This window comes from Nocardia sp. NPDC006044 (assembly GCF_042871115.1).
Taxonomy (GTDB): Bacteria; Actinomycetota; Actinomycetes; order Mycobacteriales; family Mycobacteriaceae; genus Nocardia.
Window position 1 is genome coordinate 519725 of the sequence record NZ_JBIAID010000003.1, and the last position, 19373, is coordinate 539097.

The 19373-nt window shown below is 66.3% G+C and carries 14 protein-coding genes and 1 pseudogene; 4 read left to right on the plus strand and 11 right to left on the minus strand.

Annotated elements, in window-relative coordinates; all coding sequences use genetic code 11:
- Window positions 1-28: 28 nt before the first annotated feature.
- Window positions 29-472 (minus strand): hypothetical protein, encoded by a 444-nt coding sequence (locus ACFYO1_RS26870; protein WP_387236507.1) that lies wholly within the window; start codon window positions 470-472, stop codon window positions 29-31.
- Window positions 473-854: 382 nt separating this feature from the next.
- Between ACFYO1_RS26870 and ACFYO1_RS26875 the strand changes: the two genes are divergently transcribed.
- Window positions 855-1550, plus strand: a complete 696-nt coding sequence (locus ACFYO1_RS26875) for a DUF2993 domain-containing protein (RefSeq protein WP_387236509.1) — start codon at window positions 855-857, stop codon at window positions 1548-1550.
- A 6-nt stretch (window positions 1551-1556) separates the two neighbouring features.
- Here the strand turns inward: ACFYO1_RS26875 and ACFYO1_RS26880 are convergent, their stop codons facing one another.
- Window positions 1557-2516, minus strand: a complete 960-nt coding sequence (locus tag ACFYO1_RS26880; protein ID WP_387236511.1) for a helix-turn-helix transcriptional regulator — start codon at window positions 2514-2516, stop codon at window positions 1557-1559.
- A 128-nt stretch (window positions 2517-2644) separates the two neighbouring features.
- Between ACFYO1_RS26880 and ACFYO1_RS26885 the strand changes: the two genes are divergently transcribed.
- Window positions 2645-2995, plus strand: a complete 351-nt coding sequence (locus ACFYO1_RS26885) for a hypothetical protein (protein ID WP_387236513.1) — start codon at window positions 2645-2647, stop codon at window positions 2993-2995.
- A 19-nt stretch (window positions 2996-3014) separates the two neighbouring features.
- Here the strand turns inward: ACFYO1_RS26885 and ACFYO1_RS26890 are convergent, their stop codons facing one another.
- The 4 genes from ACFYO1_RS26890 to ACFYO1_RS26905 all read right to left on the minus strand — a co-directional run bounded on the left by ACFYO1_RS26890 (window position 3015) and on the right by ACFYO1_RS26905 (window position 9649).
- A complete protein-coding gene (locus ACFYO1_RS26890) occupies window positions 3015-3809 on the minus strand; it encodes a fumarylacetoacetate hydrolase family protein (protein WP_387236515.1) in 795 nt (264 codons plus the stop codon).
- 7 nt (window positions 3810-3816) lie between these two features.
- On the minus strand, window positions 3817-6756 hold the full coding sequence (locus ACFYO1_RS26895; RefSeq protein ID WP_387236517.1) for an FAD-binding and (Fe-S)-binding domain-containing protein: 2940 nt from the start codon (window positions 6754-6756) through the stop codon (window positions 3817-3819).
- A 75-nt stretch (window positions 6757-6831) separates the two neighbouring features.
- Window positions 6832-8184, minus strand: a complete 1353-nt coding sequence (locus ACFYO1_RS26900) for an MFS transporter (protein ID WP_387236519.1) — start codon at window positions 8182-8184, stop codon at window positions 6832-6834.
- Between the two features lie 298 nt (window positions 8185-8482).
- Window positions 8483-9649, minus strand: coding sequence for a pyridoxal-phosphate-dependent aminotransferase family protein (locus tag ACFYO1_RS26905; RefSeq protein ID WP_387236521.1), 1167 nt, complete (start codon window positions 9647-9649; stop codon window positions 8483-8485).
- Between the two features lie 99 nt (window positions 9650-9748).
- Here ACFYO1_RS26905 and ACFYO1_RS26910 point away from each other — a divergent pair, with 99 nt between their 5' ends.
- Complete coding sequence (locus tag ACFYO1_RS26910; RefSeq protein ID WP_387236523.1) at window positions 9749-10477, plus strand: IclR family transcriptional regulator; 729 nt, start codon at window positions 9749-9751, stop codon at window positions 10475-10477.
- A 473-nt stretch (window positions 10478-10950) separates the two neighbouring features.
- On the opposite strand, the gene ACFYO1_RS26915 is transcribed toward ACFYO1_RS26910, so the two are convergent.
- From ACFYO1_RS26915 to ACFYO1_RS26930, 4 genes and pseudogenes are all read right to left on the minus strand, one after another.
- On the minus strand, window positions 10951-12099 hold the full coding sequence (locus tag ACFYO1_RS26915) for a glycerate kinase (protein ID WP_387236525.1): 1149 nt from the start codon (window positions 12097-12099) through the stop codon (window positions 10951-10953).
- A gap of 7 nt (window positions 12100-12106) precedes the next feature.
- Window positions 12107-13882 carry a glyoxylate carboligase gene (gcl, locus tag ACFYO1_RS26920; RefSeq protein WP_387236527.1) on the minus strand — a complete coding sequence of 592 codons (1776 nt, stop codon included), beginning with the start codon at window positions 13880-13882 and terminating at the stop codon, window positions 12107-12109.
- A gap of 2 nt (window positions 13883-13884) precedes the next feature.
- Window positions 13885-14793 (minus strand): annotated as a pseudogene (locus ACFYO1_RS26925) (2-hydroxy-3-oxopropionate reductase); the annotation flags it as partial.
- A gap of 15 nt (window positions 14794-14808) precedes the next feature.
- Window positions 14809-15630, minus strand: coding sequence for a hydroxypyruvate isomerase family protein (locus tag ACFYO1_RS26930; RefSeq protein ID WP_387236529.1), 822 nt, complete (start codon window positions 15628-15630; stop codon window positions 14809-14811).
- 144 nt (window positions 15631-15774) lie between these two features.
- On the opposite strand from ACFYO1_RS26930, the gene ACFYO1_RS26935 reads away from it, so the two are divergent.
- Window positions 15775-16539: an IclR family transcriptional regulator gene (locus ACFYO1_RS26935; RefSeq protein WP_387236531.1), complete on the plus strand. Its 765-nt coding sequence runs from the start codon at window positions 15775-15777 to the stop codon at window positions 16537-16539.
- Window positions 16540-16567: 28 nt separating this feature from the next.
- Here the strand turns inward: ACFYO1_RS26935 and ACFYO1_RS26940 are convergent, their stop codons facing one another.
- Window positions 16568-19168, minus strand: coding sequence for a P-loop NTPase fold protein (locus ACFYO1_RS26940; RefSeq protein WP_387236533.1), 2601 nt, complete (start codon window positions 19166-19168; stop codon window positions 16568-16570).
- Window positions 19169-19373 lie beyond the last annotated feature (205 nt).

Below are 19373 nucleotides of genomic sequence, written 5' to 3' on the forward strand. Positions count from 1 at the left end.
TGACCGAGAACTGTTGCCGCCCAAGACTTCAGGTGACGGTGCGATGCACATACCGGCAAGGACAGGTGCTGACGAGACCTTCGCCGTCCTCATCGAGATGAACCAGCTCCCGATCCCCTTCCGGCCCGATCAACGTCCACAACCACGGCCGCGGCTCCGTACCGAGACCACAGAGAACACCGCCACCCGAATGCCCGGCCAGCGACACGACCAAGCCCTCCCCGTCAACTCCCGCTCGTTCGGCCACCCGCTCGTCGACACCGAGAGAGAAACTCGAACAGAAGTCCCCACCGACGTCGGCGAAAGTGCAGAAAACCGCGAAAGGACCCACGCGCAGCACATCGCGCAACAACTCGTCCACCCGGTCCTGATGTCCGACGAAGATCTCCGATGCCGGAACCTCGAAACAATCCATCAGGAACCCACGCAGTGCCGACCCCTCGAGCCGGCGAGTGCACAATCCGTCCATCACTCGAACGAATGTATTCCCCCGCGCACCGGATAATCCATCACCACGGCAGGAATTCCGCCGGAACGGCCGTCCGGTCGACCTGACGGCGCGACATCACGGTCAACATCTTCTCGACCACCAAAGGCGTTGCCTCGCTGACCATCGCGAGTGAGCTGCGGTCCTACAACGCAAAGTCACCGGTCGAGTACTGGCCGGAGTTCGCGCCGTGCTCGGAAGCGGCTCGTCTTGCCGCAGCTCAGCGCGGCGGTCGACCACTGACTCGATCACGGGGTGCCGATTGCCGCGTGCCGATTCCGGGCGACCATGATCGGTCCGGTGGCGGGTTGTGGGCAGCATTCGGTGTTTCGCAGCATGATGGGGGGATGGCTGAGCTGGTGAGTGTATGCGTGGATTGTTGATATTGGTCGTTGTGCTGGCGATCGGGCTGGTGGTGGGCGATCGGGTTGCTGTGGTGATGGCGCAGAACGAGATCGGGCGCAAGATCGCGGCGGACTATCAGCTGGCGCAGCGGCCGAGTGTCGATATTCGCGGGTTTCCGTTTTTGACCCAGGCGGTCGATGGGAAGTATCGGGATATCGATATTCGGGTCGGGGATTGGAGCGAGCAGAAGGTCACCGTGCACGATCTCGACGTGACGTTGACCGATGTGTCTGCGCCGCTCGGCGATCTGCTCAACAACCGCACGTCGAACCTGGTCGCGGCCACGGCTTCGGCGACGGCGGTGGTGCCCTACGACACCGTGCGGGGTTTCGCGCCGTCCGGAGTGGAGTCCATGTCGGAGGCTCCGGAGGGGCTGCGGGTCACCGGGACCTTCTCGATCGAGGGCATCCCGGTGCCGGGAACGGTGATCGTCACTGTCGCGCCGGTCGAGGACGGTATCGAGGTCACGCCGGTTTCGGTCCAGTCCGCGGTGGGTGGGCCGACGATTTCGCTGGCGATGCTGCGCCAGACGCTCACCTTCACGGTGCCGTTGCAGCGGCTACCGCTCGGCGCGCGGCTGACGTCGATCCAACCGGGACCTGACGGTCTGCACGTGACCGCGGTAGCCCACGATGTGCGGTTCTCCGACCTGAACTGAGCCGGCTCACCCTTGACGAGGCAGGCGGGCAGCGGCGGCGTAACGGCGAGACAGGTGGGCGAAGGCAGCGGCCAGTTCGGGCGGGCCGACAACCTCGATTTCTGCGTCGAACCGGCCGATGGCCGCCGCCAGGCTTGGCCATGACCACGAGCCGAGGATGAGTCGGCAGCGGTCCGGGGTGACCTCCTCGACGACTCCCTCCGGAGTGAAACCGGCGACGACCGCGGCCGGAAGGTCGAGGATCACCTCGCCACGGCACGGCCAGTCGACCGAGTCGGACCCGCGAAACCTGCTGGCTACGAAGTCGGTTACGTCACCACCGGGCAGGTCACGCGGGGTGAAGCGGGGTCCGGTGGGAATGCGGGGCGAGACGCGATCGGCGCGGAAGATGCGCCAGTCCGCGCGGTCGAGGTCCCAGGCGACGAGATACCAGCGCCCACCCCAGGTGACGAGGTGGTGCGGCTCTACTCGACGGGGCGGCGCGTCTCCGGACGAGGCGTAGTCGAAACGCAGCACTTCGCCGGCGTGCACAGCGGCGCTGAGTGTCATCAGTACAGTGCTGTCGACCTGCTGATTCGACTGCTCGACGGCGGTCACCTGGACGATGTCGATCCGCCTGCGCAACCGCGCGGGCATGACCTGTCGAACGGTATTCAGCGCACGCGCCGCACCCTCCTCGATGCCGGCCCCGGCGGTGCCGGCGATCTGCAACGCGACGGCCAGCGCTACCGCCTGCTCGTCATCGAAGAGCAACGGCGGCAGTTCGGATCCGGCCTCGAGCCGATACCCGCCGTCCGGCCCTTTGACGGCCGCGATCGGATACCCGAGCTCGCGCAGCCGGTCGACGTCGCGGCGCACGGTGCGCGGACTGATCTCCAACCGCTCGGCCAGCAGCGCCCCCGGCCAGTCCCGGCGCGCCTGGAGCAGCGAGAGCAACGCAAGCAGTCGCGCGGACGTTTTCGGCATGCGTCCATACTCCCCCAAGAAAAGGACACATCCTGTCCGCTACTCCGCGGCCGTATCGAGCCGGTTCGCACCGCCGGATACTCAGCGCCACGGACCGATAGTGACGCCCGAAAATCGGACTGCGGTTGATGGCACTGCCCTGCGAGCTGGTCTGGGCCACAACCTGGGCGGACGACGCCAACACCGAGATAGCGCCGCGCATCGGCCTGCCGCCGCTACCGGTCGTCGCCTGGCCCGATCCGTCCGACGAACACCTGCACGAAGACCGATGGTTCGGATTACATTGGAAGACAAGGACTTTATCGGACTGGGCAGCTGGACGCCCGTTCGCCTGGGTCGACGACGAGATCACCCGGTCCGATCGAGAGTGGGTCGCGTCGACCCACGCGAGCCGGGCCCTGCTCCACCGGGTGGAAGCCGCTCGTGGTCTCGACGACGAGGACTTCACCGTCCTGGCGGATTGGTTTCGAAGCCTCTGAGTCGAGGACAACCGTCGTTTCAGCAGCGATATGGGCGGGCTCCCGTCCAGGCGGCGGGCCGTGCCCGGTCGCTTCGCCCCGTGACCGTGTTGCGCAGAGTGCCGATGCCGGAGATGTCGACTTCGACGGTGTCGCCGGGGCCCATCGGCCCTACCCCGGACGGACTACCGGTCAGCAGGACGTCGCCGGGTTGCAAGGTGATCCAACGAGTGACGTAGGCCAGTAGTTCTCCGACGCCGAAGACCATTTCCGAAGTGACGGCGGATTGAACGATCCGGCCGCCCAGGCGGGTGGTGATGCGCAGGGACGAGGGGTCGGGGACGTCGGTTTCGATCCAGGGACCCAAGGGACAGAAGGTGTCTGCGCTCTTGGCGCGAGTCCATTGTCCGTCGGCCCGCCAGTCGTCGGCGGTGACATCGTTGGCGCAGGTGTATCCGAGGATGAAATCCGTTGCGCGATCAGCAGATACGTTCTGCGCCGTGCGCCCGATGACGACGGCCAGTTCGCCCTCGTACTCCAGCCGCTCCACCTCGGCGGGATGGTGGATCGGAGCATCCATGCCGGTAATCGCGTTGGGGGACTTCAGAAACAGCGAAGGCTGTTGCGGCCAGGGCCGGCCTTTCTCGATGATCTGCCCGGCGTAGTTGCTGCCCGCGCAGACGATCGTGCGCGGCTCGCACGGCGCGAGAAGCGTTAGTTCCGAGAGTCTTCCGACCACCGCGCCGAGTTCTGCGTCGAGCAGGTCATGCACGACATCTCCGACCAACGCACCACACCCGGTCCGTCCGTCGAGGGAATAGCGGACGATACGCATAACTCTCCTATTCGGACCCGGCCAGTGCTTCGCGCACCAGCTCGACGGGATGCCACGCGGTGCGGCCCGCGCCGTGAAAGATCTGCTGGCGACAGGACACACCGGTCGCGGCCACGATGGTGTCCTCCGGTTCCGCCGCGAGCGCCGGGAAAAGACGGTCACCGCCTACGGCCATTGACGTTTCGTAATGCTCGGATTCGAAACCGAAGGAACCGGCCATCCCGCAGCATCCGGAGTTGATCTCCATGACCTCCACACCCGGAATCCGGCGCAGCAGAGCCATGGTGGCCGCCGTGCCGACCTCGGCCTTCTGGTGGCAATGACCATGGAACACGATGCGCCGGCCCGCGAGCGGGGAATCCGCGCGCAATGTCAGGCGTCCCGCGTCAATCGCCTCGACGAGCAGCTCCTCGACCTGCCGGACCCGCTCCGCGACCGCCCGCACCGCCGTCGAATCCGGTAGCAGCGCACCGTGTTCGTCGCGCAGCATGAACAGGCACGACGGCTCGCAGCCGACGATCGGCGAGCCGGGTTCGGTGTCTTCGGTGAGCGAGCGGACGAGCGTCGAAGCCTTCTTCTTCGCATCGTCGAGCAGCCCCTTGGACATGCTCGACCGCCCGCAGCACCCACCGCCGGCCAGCTCGACCCGCCAGCCGGAACGCTCCAGCAATTCGATTGCCGCAGCGCCGATATGCGGCTCGGTGAACGTGGTGAACGAGTCGGCCAGCCAGTTGACCGTACCCAGCGGGGCCTGGCCGGCGGGCACGTCGCGACGACGGAACCATCGAAGCAGATTGACTCGCTGGAACACCGGCAGCGGGCGGGCGGCGGTGATGCCGAGCGTACGGTCCATAATCCGGCGCGCGAATCCGTTGCGCCCCGGCAGATTCGACAACGGAGCCGTCGCCGAACCGATCCGATTGAGCAGCCTGATCGATCCGAAAGCCCTGGAGCGCAAGGGTGTTCCGTGGATCTCGTGATGATGCGACAGCGTCTCGGCCTTGAGCGACGCCATATCCACACTCATCGGGCACTCGCTCTTGCATGCCTTGCACATCAGGCACAGATCGAGGATCTCGTGCAACCGCTCACCACCCAGCGCAGCGTGCGGATCGGGCTCGGACAACGCCTTCACCAGTGCATTCGCCCGCCCGCGCGTGGCATGCTCCTCGTTCTTGGTCGCGATGTACGACGGGCACATCACCCCCGAGGCCGACTTACGGCACAACCCGATGTTCATGCACCGGTCCGCCGCGCCGCGCATCCCGCCGACCACCTCGAACGTCAACGCCGTCGTCAGCGGCGGTGCGGGCGGCAGCGCGTCACGGTCGCGCAGGTTGTCGGTCATCGGTGGCGCGTCGACGATCTTGCCCGGGTTCATGATGTCGCCGGGATCGAAGAGCCGCTTGACCTTTCGCATCGCCTCGTACAGTTCATCACCGAAGATCTCGCGGTTGAACTCGCTGCGCGCGAGTCCGTCACCGTGTTCGCTGGAGTTCACCCCGCCGTACTCCGCGACGAGATCCTTGACCGCCTCGGCGACCGTGCGCATCTTGATCACCTCGTTCGGATCGGTCAGATCGACGAACGGGCGGATGTGCAGGCAGCCGACCGAGCAGTGCCCGTAGAACCCGGCCTCCAGCTCGTGCTCGTCCAGGATCTCCTTGAACCGCTTGGTGTATTCGGCCAGATGCGCCGGATCGACGGCGGTGTCCTCCACGAACGCGAGCGGCCGCCGGGTGCCCTCCCCCGCCGCCATCAGCAGGCCGAGGCTGGACTTGCGCACCTTGAGCAGCGCGGTCTGATCGGCGGAGGTGATCGCCCGCAGCGTGTGATAGCCGTGCCCGTTCTGCCGCCACAGCAGCTCGAGCCGGTCCAGATCGGCGATCAACCGCTCCTCGTCGTCCCCGCTGAACGAAACGAAAAGCAGCGCACCGGGATCGCCGACGAGAATGGTGCCGAGCTCGGCGTACTCGATCTTCTGCCGGGACAACTCCAGGATGGTCCGGTCCATCAGCTCGACCTGATGCGGTTCGCAGCTCAGTGCGTCCGCGGTGGCCGCGATGGCGCTCACGGTATCGGTGAAGTGCCCCACCGCGTATACCGTGCGGGCCGGCTTGGGCACCAGGTCGACCAGCGCGTGCGTGGCGATCACCAGGGTGCCTTCCGCACCGACGACGAACTTCGCCAGATCGAATGGTTTGTTCGCGCCGAAGCCCATCAGCCGGTCGAGCCGGTAACCGCAGGCGCGCCGCCAGAATGTCGGCATCCCCGCCTTGATCGCCGCCTCCTCGGCGATGACCAACTCCGGAAGTGCCCGGTAGATATGCCCTTCCAGCGTTTGGGCGGTCGCGCGCCGTTTCCGTTCGAACTCGTCGACGGGTTCCAGCCTGGCGCGCGACCCATCGGAGAGCACCACGTCCAGGGCCCGCACGTGATCGATCGTCATGCCGTAGGTCCTGGAACCGCTTCCCGCGGAGTTGTTTCCGATCATCCCGCCGATGGTGGCCCGGTTGCTGGTCGAGGTGTCCGGCCCGAACATCAAACCGTGCGCGGCCGCGGCCTGATTGAGCTGGTCCTGCACCACGCCGGCCTCCACCAGCGCGGTGCGCGCCTCGGGATCGATGGACACGATCCGGTTCATATACCGCGAAAGGTCCAGCACCAGGCCGGGACCGACGGTCTGCCCGGCGAGGCTCGTTCCGGCGCCACGCGCCACGATCGGCACACCGTGTGCCGCGGCGGCCCGAACCGCGGCGGCGACATCGTCGGCGTGCCGTGGAAACGCCACGCCCAGCGGGGTTATCGAGTACATGCTCGCGTCGCGAGCGAAGATGTGCCGACTGTAGTCGTCGAAGGCGACCTCGCCGTCCATCGTGGCCCGAAGCGCGTCTTCCAGCCGCGTGGCGACGGTCGATAGCTCGGGGTCGGTCGTGGATTGGTTCATGAGAGTCCTTCTGGTCCTTGGCGATTCCGACGGTCACGGCGGCCGATCCGGCCGGCGAATCGGCCGCCGTAGCGGTTAGACGAGCGGAGCGGGATCGGTCGCCGGATGTGTGTCCGTCTTGACCGATTTCGAGATGACCACCGGTTTCCCCTCCGGCAGAACCGGTTTCGGCTCCGGCGGCACCCCCTCCTGGCTCGTGGCCTCGCGCAACTTCTTTCGCAACGTCAGTACGAGCAACCCGGCGACACCGAAGATCCCACCGAAGAACGCCTGCGTGAGCGCGTACCCGCCACCGCTGAGATCACTGAGCCAGCCACCGATATAGGGTCCGAAGAAGCTGCCCAGATTGCCCACCCCGTTGATGAGTCCCAGACCCGCGCCGGCCGCGGCGACCGGAACCAGCTTGGTGACCGTCGCCCAGAACGGCCCGTACCAGGCGATCGACGCCGCCGTACCCAGGATCATCGCGCCCAGCACCACCCACTTCTGTTGCGGTGAAACAAGACTCGCGCCGCCGAGGATGATCGCCGCCGACCCGAGCACCAGGGCCATGTGCGCGATGTGCCCACCGCGCCGATCCACCGATCGTCCGACGAGAATGATCGCGATACCCGCCGCGATCTGCGGCAGCATGGCGACGAGCCCCACCTTCAGATCGGTGTGGAACGCCTTCTTGAGCACGCTGGGCAGCCACAGCGTCAGCCCGAGCAGACCCATCTGCGTACACGTGTAGATCAGCGCGAAATGCCACACGATCTTGCTCTTGAACGCGGCTTTGAACGTACCGTGATGCTCGAGCGGCTCACCTTCCTCGAGCCGGGAACGCTCGATATAGTCCCGCTCGGCCGCCGACAGCCAGCCCGCTTTGGCCGGTGTATCGCGAACCACGGCCAGCCAGGCGATAAGCCCGACGACCAGCGGGGCGCCGCCCTGAATGATGAACATCCAGCGCCAGTTGAAGTAGGTCAGGATGATGCCGGAGAACGGAGCCGCGACGATCGCCGCGATCGGCGTGTACAGCTTGAAAATCGCGTAGGCCCGGCCGCGTTCGGCGAACGGGAACCAGGAGCGGATGGTCGCCATCAGGGCGGGCTGCACCCCGCCCTCGGCCACCCCGAGCAGGAATCGCGCGATCAACAATTGACCGACGGAATTGGTCAGGCCCTGCGCCATCGCGGCCACGCTCCACAGCACCATCAGGATCGCGATCCACTGTCTGGCACTCCATCTTTCGGCCATATATCCGCCGGGAATCTGCAACAGCAGATAACCCCAGAAGAAGATGCCGCTGGCCAGGCCCTGCTGGGCTTTGGTGAGCCCCATGTCGGTCTCGAGGTGCGGCAGCGCGAAACTGATGTTGGTTCGGTCGATATAACAGATGACGTAAATGAAGACGACGACCGGCAGAATGTAAGTCCATCGCTTCATTTCGGACAGGCGCCGGACTGGGGAAGTTCGCTGAGACAACGACCTACCTCCTCGTAGGTTGCCGACGAAAAGCGCCGGCGTATTGCGGATCCCGGCTCGCGGCGGAGCATCGGGAGAGTCACTCGGGGCGGAGCATCGAGGGGTCGAGATCAGGAGGCCGGTATCGCGGTGAAGCGCCGATCTGGCGGATCTGTCATTGCGGCCCAACGCCGTTGGCGGGCGGGGGCGGACGACTTGCCCAGCGGGAGCGATCGAATTCAGTTGAGCTGTGCGGTATCCGGTTGCACCGGAAGATAATTCACTCGGCGCGTAGCACCGACAGTGCGGCTTGCAGGCCGCTGGGGTCGACGCTCACGCCGGCCAGTTCGAGACCCATCTGCACACCGGAGAGGGTGCCGGCGAGGGTCAGGTCGTTCAGGTCGCCGAGATGTCCGATCCGGAACACCCGCCCGGACAGCTTGCCGAGACCGGTGCCGAGCGACATGTCGAAGCGGTCCAAGATGATTCGGCGCACCTTGTCCGCGTCGTGTTCCGCACCGAGCAGCACGGCGGTCAGCGAACCGGAGTACTCGCGCTCGTTGACGCACAGCACCTCGAGGCCCCAGCCGCGGACGGCGGCCCTGGTGGCCGCGGCATGGCGGTTGTGCCGGGCGAAGACGTTGCGCAGTCCCTCCTCTTCGAGGAGTCGCAGCGCCTCGCGGAGGCCGTAGAGTAGGTTGGTGGCGGGGGTGTACGGGTAGAAACCGTGCTCGTTGGCGTCGAGAATCGGCGTCCAATCCCAGTAGGACTTGGCCAGCCGGGCCGTCGGTGCGAGCGCGAGCGCCTTATCGCTGATCGCGTTGAAGCCCAAGCCCGGTGGCAGCATCAGCCCCTTCTGCGAGCAGCCGATCGTCACGTCGACGCCCCAGTCGTCGTGGCGGTAGTCGATGGAGCCCAGCGACGAGATCGTGTCGACCAGCAGCAGCGCGGGATGCTCGGCCTCGTCGATGGCGGCCCGGATTTCCGGGATGCGGCTGGTGACGCCGGTCGAGGTCTCGTTGTGTACGACCATCACCGCCGCGATGCCGTGGCCCTTGTCGGCGGCCAGCCGCTCGGCGACGACCGCGGCATCGACACCACGGCGCCAATCACCGGGCACGAAGTCGACCACCAGACCGAGACGCTGCGCCATGTCGCGCCACAGGCTGGCGAAGTGGCCGGTTTCGAAGGCGAGCACGCGATCGCCGGGCGAGAGGGTGTTCACCAGCGCCGCCTCCCACGCGCCGGTGCCGGACGAAGGGTAGATGACGACCGGGCCGGCGGTGCCGAACACCGGTTTCACCCGTTCGCGCAGGTCCAGGGCGAGTTCGGCGAAGTCCGGCCCGCGGTGGTCGATAGTCGGTTGCGCGATGGCGCGCAGCACCCGGTCCGGGACGTTGGTCGGGCCGGGGATTTGCAGGAAATGCCGTCCACTGTGAGCGGTCATTGATCGGTTCCGTTCCGTGCCGTGATATGGCACACTGTGCCGTGAAAAGGTGCAGCAAGGGTAGGGATGTGTGATGAAGGAGTCAATACCTTGCGAAACGTGCTGAATACGCTCCGCGTGCTGGAAGAGGTCGCGGCGCGGCAGCCGATCGGCGTCGGCGAGCTGGCGCGGGTGCTGGAGATGCCCAAGAGTTCGGTGCAGCGGGCGCTGGTCACCCTCGATGAGGCGGGGTGGATCCGGCCTGCGTCCGGCGAGGTGACGCGATGGGCGTTGACCACGAAGGCGCTGGCGGTCGGCAGCCGGGCCGGCGGCGACCTCGGGCTTCGCGGGGTCGCCCTGCCGATCATGGAAAACCTGCGGCGCCAGACCGAAGAAACCATCCACCTGACCGTGCCCGAGGACAGCAGGATGGTGCTGATCGAGCGGCTGGAAACCGACAAACCCGTGCGCACCAACATGGCACTCGGCCACTCGCTGCCCATGCACGCCTCCGCCAACGGCAAAGCCGTTCTCGCACACAGCGACCCGGAGTTCGTCCGGCAACTGCTCGGCGCCGAACTACCGCGCTACACCGACACCACCGTCACCGACCCGGACGAATTGCGTGCCGAACTCGCGGTGATCCGGGAAACGGGGTACGCGGTCAACCGCGGCGAATGGCGCTCCGACGTAGGCGCGGTCGCCGCAGTTGTACTGGGCGACAACGGAAAACCGATAGCGAGCCTCAGCGTGAACGTCCCCTTCAGCCGACTCACCGACAAAACCGAACCTATCTTCGGCGCCGCAGTGAACGCAGCCGCAACCACCCTCAGCACCCGCCTCGGCTAACCAGTCCTTCTCGCCCCACACGCACGCCTTTTGACACACGCACGCGTGTCAGGGCGGCGATTCACCAGCGGAATGATTAGCTGAATATCCGGCCAAGAGCAGATCGACAACCAACAGAGCCGGACAACATCAGCACTCTATGGATCCCGGGAGGTGGAGGCCCGAGGGAGACGAGCCGCCCACCACGCAACGCCACAACACCGCCGTAATCGACCAATACCGACCCGATTACGGGGAGTCGGAGTGCGGGACATCAGAAGCGGTGCTGCTGCGGCCCCCAGTCGGCACTACGGCAAATGCCGAATAGGCACCCTGTCAGGTCCCGTTCCGGAAACCACCACGCGCCGAGCGGGACCAGACCGGGACGGGCGTCGAGTGGACGCTCCGTCAGGTCCCGATCCAGGCATCAGCGTGCGCCGAACGGGACAGAGCCGGGGCGTATTCAGCGCACAAGGGGTGGAGCCCAGTGTGCTTCAGCGCTGGTTCGGGGCGGCAGGTGCTCGGGCCAGATGGCGCTCGGCGATTTGGGCGCCTAGGCGTTTCAGGAGTTCCTCTCCGTCGGTGAAGCAGCGGTTGATGTCAGGTTCGATCGTTGATAGTGAATAGGCGGCGGTGAAGCCGGCGGACTGTAAGCGATTCCCGGACAGCGTGTTACGGCCGCAGACCGCCACGACTGGGACACCTGCTGCCAGTGCTGCAGTGGCGACGCCAGCGGGGGCCTTGCCGTGCAATGTTTGTTCGTCGAGGGCGCCTTCTCCGGTCACTACCAGGTCCGTGGCCACCAGGTGGTCGGCGAAATCGGTTAGCTCCAGGATCAATTCGATGCCCGGGGCCAATGTGCCGTCGAGTATTGCCACGGCGGCGAAGCCTACTCCCCCGGCTGCGCCTGCTCCGGGGATGTCTCGGCGGTCCGTGCCGGTGGTTGCGGTGACGATGTCGGCCCAATGCGCCAAGGCGGAGTCGAGTGCGGCTACCTGGACGACGTCTGCGCCCTTCTGCGGACCGTAAACCGTTGCCGCACCGGGTGGTCCGGTGAGCGGGTTGTCTACGTCGCAGGCGACGGTGATCTCGACACCGGCCATTCGTTCGCGCAGTGCGGTCAGGTCTAGTGTCGCCACATCTGCCAATGGCGCACCGCCGTCGCCGATTTCAATGCCACCAGCGTCCAGTAGGCGGGCCCCGAGAGCACGCACCAGTCCCGCGCCGCCGTCGGTGCCCGCGCTGCCGCCGATGCCGAGCACCACCCGACGGCAGCCCGCGTCGACGGCTGCGGCGATCACCTCCCCGGTCCCCCGGCTGGTGGCCGACATCGGGGCGAATGCGCCGCCCGGTAGGCGGAGCAGACCGGATACGTCCGCCAGCTCTACGACGGCGAGGTCGTCGCGCTTCGCGTAGGTGGTCTCGACCGGTTCTCCTGTCGGTCCCGTGGCGACTACCGGTACCGCCTCGAAGCCAGCCGCCAGCGCGGCGGCGACGGTGCCGTCGCCCCCGTCCGCGACCGGGACGACGGTCACCGACGCATGCGGCACGACCTGACGAATACCGGCCGCGACGGCGGCGCCGACCTGGGCGGCGGTCATCGAACCCTTGAACTTGTCGGGTGCGATGAGGACTCGGGTCATTGCTTCCTCAGTCCAGCAGTGCGGTCGCGGTGGGGGCGTCCGCGGCGGTTTGGGCCAGCTCCTCGAATTCGACGATGTTGTCGATCTCCAAGCCCATGGACACGTTGGTGACGCGCTCGAGGATGCATTCCACGACCACCGGCACCCGATGCTCGGCCATCAGCTTCTTGGCATCCTCCAAGGCCTGACCGATGTGCTCGGGCTCGAAGACTCGAATCGCCTTGCAGCCCAGCCCCTCGACCACCTTGACGTGGTCGACACCGTAGCCGCCGACTTCGGGGCTGTTGATGTTGTCGAAGTCGAGCTGCACGTAATAGTCCATGCTGAACGCGCGTTGGGCTTGACGGATCAGGCCCAGGTACGAGTTGTTCACCAGCACATGGATATACGGGATATTGAACTGCGCGCCGACAGCCAATTCCTCGATCAGGAACTGGAAGTCGTAGTCACCGGACAGCGCAACGACGGTGGCGTCGGGGACGGCGGTCGCCACACCGAGCGCGGCCGGCAAGGTCCAGCCCAGCGGCCCCGCCTGGCCGGCATTGATCCAGTGCCGCGGCCGGTAGACATGCAGCATCTGCGCGGCTTGGATCTGCGAGAGGCCGATGGTGCTGACGTAGCGGGTTTCCGGCCCGAAGGCGCGGTTCATCTCCTCATACACCCGCTGCGGCTTGATCGGCACAGTGTCGAAGTGAGTCTTGCGCTGGCCCAACTGCTTTCGCGCCCGCACCTGACCGGCCCAATCGCTACGGTCGGCCAGTTCTCCGGCCGCCGACAGCTCACGAGCCACCTCGATGAACACCCGCAACGCCGCACCAGCATCGGAAGTGATCCCGAAATCAGGGGCAAACACCCGTCCGATCTGCGTCGGCTCGATGTCGACATGCACGAAAGTGCGGTCCTTGGTGTAGGTCTCGACCCCACCGGTATGCCGGTTGGCCCACCGATTACCGATACCCAGCACGAAATCGGACTCCAGCATCGTCGCATTGCCATAGCGGTGCGAGGTCTGCAAACCCACCATGCCCGCATGCAAAGGATGGTCGTCGGGGATCGTGCCCCAGCCCATCAACGTCGGCACCACGGGAACACCGGTCAGCTCAGCGAATTCGACCAACAAACTCGCGGCATCAGCGTTGATGATGCCGCCACCGGCCACGATGAGCGGGCGCTCGGCCGCATTCAGCATCGCGATGGCCTTCTCCGCCTGCGCCCGACTCGCCGCAGGACGATGCACCCGCAACGGCTCGTATGTCTCGATATCGAACTCGATCTCGGCGAGCTGCACATCGATCGGCAGATCGATCAACACCGGACCCGGACGCCCCTCACGCATCACCCGAAACGCCTTCTGGAAAGTACCCGGCACCTGCGCGGGCTCCAGAACAGTCACCGCCCACTTGGCAACCGGCCCAGCAATCGAAGCGATATCGACAGCCTGGAAATCCTCCTTGTGCAACTTCGCCACCGGCGCCTGCCCGGTAATGCACAGGATCGGAATAGAATCCGCACTCGCCGAATACAACCCGGTGACCATGTCGGTGCCGGCCGGCCCCGAAGTACCGATACAGACACCGATATTGCCCGCCGCAGCCCGGGTATAACCCTCAGCCATATGCGAAGCAGCCTCGACATGGCGAGCCAGCACATGCCTGATCCCGCCGTGCGCCCGCATCGCACTGTAGAACGGATTGATCGCCGCGCCAGGCAACCCGAACGCCTGCGTCGCGCCTTCCTTTTCGAGAATCAACACCGCAGCATCCACGGTACGCATCCGTGCCATTTTCAGTTCTCCTTATCCGCACGCCCACTCAGGCGCTCCACCCCGCGCAGCAGGGCACTGTGGTCGAGTCCGCCGTCACCGATCGCCTTGGCGGAGGCCATCAACTGCTCGACCAGCGAACCGATCGGCACCACCACGCCGGCCTCGCGCGCGGCGGCGGTCACGATGCCCATGTCCTTGTGGTGCAGGTCGATCCGGAAGCCGGGCTTGAACGAGCGGGACAGCATGTTGCCCTGCTTCTGGTCCAGCACCTTCGAACCGGCCAGGCCGCCGCCGAGCACGCGCAGAGCCGCCTCGGTGTCGACGCCGTACGCCTCGAGGAAGATCACCGCCTCGGCGAGCGCTTGGATATTGGCCGCGACGATCAGCTGATTGGCCGCCTTGACGGTCTGCCCCGAACCGCTGGGGCCCACGTGCACAACGGTTTTGCCGACGACATCGAAGATCGGTTTCGCCGCTTCGAAGTCCGCGGCCGCACCACCGACCATGATGGACAACGCGGCGTCCACCGCGCCCTTCTCCCCGCCGGAGACCGGTGCGTCCAGCATCCGGAATCCCTGTGCGACAGCTTGTTTCGCGAGATCGACGGTGACGTCCGGCCGGATACTGGAGAAGTCGATGATCAACGCACCCGGCTCGGCGCTGTCGAACACGCCCTTCTCGCCGGCCAGCACGGCCTTGACGTCGGGCGAATCGGGCACCATCACACAGATCACCTCGGCGCGATGCACCGCGTCGGCGATCGAGGTGGCGGCGCGACCGCCCGCTTCGACGAGGGGCGCGGTCTTGGCGGCGGTGCGGTTGTAGGCGGTCACGTCGTGGCCCGCTTCGGCCAGATGGACGGCCATCGGGCTGCCCATGATGCCCAGGCCGATGAAAGCGATAGTGGTCATCTGTAGTCCCTGAAGTCGTTCGTCGGCAAGGGTTTACGCGCTCGCACGGCGCTCGCGCGGCAGCCAGTCGAAACTGTCCGTGGAGGCCGCGGACGGTTTGTATTCGAGTCCGACCCAGCCGCGGTAGCCGCGGGTCTCGAGTTCGGCGAGCTGGCGGTGCAGCGGGAGTTCGCCGGTACCGGGCTGATTCCGGCCGGGACTGTCGGCGATCTGCACGTGGGCGATGCGGGCGGTGTGCTCGGCGATGACCTTGTCGACGTCGTCACCGTTGACCGCGAGGTGGTACAGGTCCGCGAGCAGCCCGACATTCGCTGCGCCGGTGGATGTTTGCACGCGATCGATGACCGCGAGCGCGTCGGCGGCGGTCCGCAACGGGTAGCGGTCCGCGCCGCTCACCGGCTCGATCAGCACGGTGCCGTCGATGCGAGCGGCGGCTTCGGCTGCGCGAGCGAGGTTTTCGGTCGCCAGCTCGTCCTGCTCGGCGGCGGTGTGCTCGCCGGTCCGATTGCCGTAGAGCGCGTTGAACGCCCGGCAACCGAGACGCTCACCGATGCCGATGGTGACGTCGATATTGTCGCGGAACTCCGCGGAGCGGGCGGGCCAGGACAGCAGCCCGCGGTCGCCGCCCGGCATGTCGCCGGCGGCGAAGTTCAAGCCCACCAACGACACTCCGGCCTCTTCGACAGCGGCGACGAAGGCGTCGATCTCCTTGTCGCCTGGCACCGCGCGATCGAACGGCCACCAGAACTCGACCGCGTCGAATCCGGCCTGCCGCACCGCCGCCGGGCGTTCGAGCAGGGGCAGCTCGGTGAACAGGATCGAGCAGTTGACCTCGTATCGGAGCGAATGACTCATGAATCCTCCCGGTCAAATTCCACAATGCGGAAAAAGTATTCTGATATACGGAATAGCTTAGGAGCCGCCCCTGACCTGGTCAAGGACCGTTCCGGTCGATCACCGCCGGTAGGCTTCCACCATCCGGAAACATGGAGGCAGGCAGTGACCGCAGCGAACGAAACGCAGGGCCGCACCGGCGGCGTCCAGTCGATCGAGCGAGCGTTCCGGCTGCTCGAGACGATGGCCGACGAGGGCGGCATGATGGGACTTTCGCAGCTCGCCACCGCCTCCGGCCTGCCGCTGCCCACCATCCACCGCCTGGTGCGCACGCTCGTCGACCTCGGCTACCTCCGGCAGGAGCCGTCGCGCCAATACGTCCTCGGCCCGAAGCTGATCAAGCTCGGCGAAAGCTCCGCGCGCATGCTGGGGTTGCGCGCCCGCCCGCACCTCGCGCGGCTCGTCGACGAGCTCGGCGAATCCGCCAACATGGCCATGCTCGACGGCGACCAGATCGTCTACGTCGCGCAGGTCCCGTCCCGCCATTCGATGCGCATGTTCACCGAAGTCGGCCGCCGCGTCCTCCCCCACTGCACCGCCGTGGGCAAAGCGCTGCTCGCCGGCCTGCCCCTCGAACGCACCCGAGACCTATTGCAGCGCAACGGAATGCCCCGCTATACCGAACACACCATCACCGACCCCGAAGAATTCGCCCGCCAACTCGACACCGCGGCCCGCAACGGCTACGCCATAGACGACGGCGAACAAGAACTAGGCGTCCGCTGCGTAGCCGTCGCCGTCCCCCAAGCCCCCGCCCACCTGGCGATCTCCATCTCCGGCCCCGTAGGCCGCATGTCCGAACAACTGGTGGACCGAGCCGTCCCCCTCCTCACCGAAGTAAGCCGAGCCCTCTCCACCGACCTCCGCTGACCCGCATGACGATCGTTCGACGCTGTGGTCAGCTCAAAGGATTTCCCGGTGTTCGGGGGGCTTCGGGCGGGGTTTCGGTGGTCATGAGGACGTAGGAGAAGCGGCGGATTCGGGGGAGCCAGGTTTGGAGGGGGGAGAGGTCTTGGAGGTCGATGGTTTCGGAGAGTTTGGTCAGCCCTCGGTGGAGTCGGGTCCAGTGTGGGAGTTGGGGATTGGGGAACTGGCCGACTACTCGGTTGGACCAGGTTGCGTCCGTGCGGTGGGGTGCCAGGTCCTGGACGAACCGGGGCCAGGGGGTGTGGGGTGGGCGGTGGGCGATTCCGCCTTCCACGCCGGCGGCGGGGTCCGGTGGGGTGTCGAGGACGCCGCCGAGTAGGCGGGCGTGGGCGGTGAGCAGGCCGAGCAGCAGGATCACGGCCTGGTATTCGCCGGGGTGGCCGTCGGTGCCGAGGAAGCGGGAGGCGTCGGAGAGGTCGCGGGTGGCGCGCACCATCCGGTAGAGGTTGAAGAGGCGTTTGGCTTCGCGTGGAGTTTCGATCAGGAGGTCCAGCGAAGTCAGCAGGGCCAGTTCGGGTTCGGTGAGCGGTCTCGGCGGGACCGGGGTGGCGCGGCGCTGGGTGTCGACCTCGGAGCCGGGCTCGATGATGGTGAACCCGCCCTCGTTGTACACACGATTCGTGGAATTGGGCAGGAGTTGGCGACGGGTATTCGCCTGGGTCGCTACTTGTTCGGCCGATGCGCGAGAAACGGCTTGATCCTGATCGATCGATCTGAGCAGTCTGCCGAGACTTCCTTCCGACATGGCGGGCAGCGCGAGCGGGATATTGAGGATCTTCTCCAGGTAATCCTCGGGCGTATGCCAGTCATCGGCCATATCCCCGGCGATTCCGTCGTCCAGCAGGTCCGCGTACTGACTGCGCAGCGAACGCAGCAACCACCGCGGGTCGACCCCGACGACGACTACGAACAACTTGAATGCCAGTAAGAGATGGACCGCCTGCAAGACGGCGACAACCTGGTCGGGACGGCAGCGATCGAGATCGTCTATGTACAAAACGATTCGGTCCGCAGGGCGTTGGGTACCAGCCCATTCCTCCGGATTCGCGCGCCATTCCTCCATCAACTGAACGAGTTGCGCGAGGTCCTTTCGGATTGTCGAAACCAGGCCCAGATTTCCGGAGTAGGAGTCACCTCGCGCACGATCGGCGAGGAACGAGTACAGCCGCCTGCCCGGCGCCAGTTGCGCCAGCTGCCTGCCGAGCTCGCCGACATGCGCGACGACGTCGTCCAGTTGCGCCTGGGCGACGCGCTGCTCGGCCTCGGCCGTGCGCAGTTCGGCGAGCTTGTCGGCCAGTTCCGCGACGGCCGAGTCCCGGGTCGCCCGGCTCAGCTGGGACTGCACGTCTTCGGTGACCTCGCGCAGATTCCGCAATCCCGCACGGGTGCGGGCCAGTAGCCCGATCCCCATGCTGCCGAATACCGCCACCGAGGCGAGGGCCGGGGCCGCCCACTCCCGGACCACCGGGGCCACCAACGCCACCACGGCGCCGACCAGCAGCAGCACCCCCGCGACCGCCAGCGAGCGCCGGCCCCAGCGTTCATACGACCCGCGCCGCAGCCCGTCCACCTCGGTCAGCGTGCCGTGCAATTGCGCGGTGAACAGCTGGGTTTGCTCGACCTGATCGTCGACGCCCAGTTGGCTCCACAGCCGATCGACCCGGCTGCCGAACACCGGCGAGGCCCGCAGCGCCGTCATGAAATCGCCTGCCGTGGTTCTGCGCTCGGCAATCGCCCGATCCACGGTGGCCTGTAGCCGAGCCGCAGTCACGCCTGCCTGCTCGGTGACGAATTCCAGTTGATCTCGCTGATCGAGCCGCTCGGCCAGTTCGGAGCGGATCTGCTTCGCGTGCTCCTTCGGGTCGAACGCGGGGCCGGCGAGCTGCCGGAAGATCTCGTCGCCGAGACTCGCCCACAGGTTGGTATCCGCGTAATGCCATGCGTTGAAACCGATTTGCGCGACCTGGCCGCAGTACCGGGTCCCGTCCGATCCGGCCAGCAGAGCGACTCTGTCACGCAGCATGGCCATGAAAGTGCTCTTGCCCGAGCCCCATTCGCCGAAGATGCCGATGGACAGCGGCAACGGGGTTGTCTTGTCGGCGATTACGGTCGCCAGCATGCTGACGTAAGGGGCGAAGCCCAGTTGGTCGCTGGAGAGCGGGAGTCCTTCGTTGGCGTCGACGAGATCGCGGGCGGTCCCACCGGCCAGCTCCGATCCGCTCTGCTCCAGATAGCGGGTGAACTCCCGGTTGATCAGCTCCTCGTCTTCGCTTGTCCGGCATACGAAGACGAGAAAATCCGGCCGCCCACTCGGCAGCGCCTGCACCGCGTCGAGGACGGCGGGCACGAGGACGGCCGCGATATCGCCCGCGGGCTCGGCCATCGCACCGGTGCCCAGCAATGGGAATCCGAGCGCTCTCGATCCGCTCGCCGCGGCGGCGGCGACGGCGCTCCTGGCGACGAGTCGCAAAGAACCGTCGGTAATTTCGCCGAGGTCACCGACCTGGTCCCGCGGTGTGGCCAGGATCGCGCGCCGCAGATGCGTGCTGGAACTCGACAATTCCCCGGACAAACTCCAGCACCGTCGGCGCGTCGGCGCGGATTTCACCGAACCGAATAGAACCCCAAGCCGCGTCGGGAAACCGGCCTTCCAGCGCCCGCCCCAGATTTCCGAGACTGCTACCCAGCGACACCACGATCGTGTCGATCTCCAGGTCCCACGGGCGGCTCGTCCGCGCGACCGAACACAGCACATCCCCGATAACACCGAGCGCGAT

What these genes read in the sequence shown, in the direction of transcription:
- ACFYO1_RS26875 (WP_387236509.1), top strand. Translation starts at nt 855, where the DNA reads ATGCGTGGATTGTTGATATTGGTCGTTGTGCTGGCGATCGGGCTGGTG.
- ACFYO1_RS26880 (WP_387236511.1), bottom strand. Translation starts at nt 2,516, where the DNA reads ATGCCGAAAACGTCCGCGCGACTGCTTGCGTTGCTCTCGCTGCTCCAG.
- ACFYO1_RS26885 (WP_387236513.1), top strand. Translation starts at nt 2,645, where the DNA reads ATGGCACTGCCCTGCGAGCTGGTCTGGGCCACAACCTGGGCGGACGAC.
- ACFYO1_RS26890 (WP_387236515.1), bottom strand. Translation starts at nt 3,809, where the DNA reads ATGCGTATCGTCCGCTATTCCCTCGACGGACGGACCGGGTGTGGTGCG.
- ACFYO1_RS26895 (WP_387236517.1), bottom strand. Translation starts at nt 6,756, where the DNA reads ATGAACCAATCCACGACCGACCCCGAGCTATCGACCGTCGCCACGCGG.
- ACFYO1_RS26900 (WP_387236519.1), bottom strand. Translation starts at nt 8,184, where the DNA reads ATGAAGCGATGGACTTACATTCTGCCGGTCGTCGTCTTCATTTACGTC.
- ACFYO1_RS26905 (WP_387236521.1), bottom strand. Translation starts at nt 9,649, where the DNA reads ATGACCGCTCACAGTGGACGGCATTTCCTGCAAATCCCCGGCCCGACC.
- ACFYO1_RS26915 (WP_387236525.1), bottom strand. Translation starts at nt 12,099, where the DNA reads ATGACCCGAGTCCTCATCGCACCCGACAAGTTCAAGGGTTCGATGACC.
- gcl (WP_387236527.1), bottom strand. Translation starts at nt 13,882, where the DNA reads ATGGCACGGATGCGTACCGTGGATGCTGCGGTGTTGATTCTCGAAAAG.
- ACFYO1_RS26930 (WP_387236529.1), bottom strand. Translation starts at nt 15,630, where the DNA reads ATGAGTCATTCGCTCCGATACGAGGTCAACTGCTCGATCCTGTTCACC.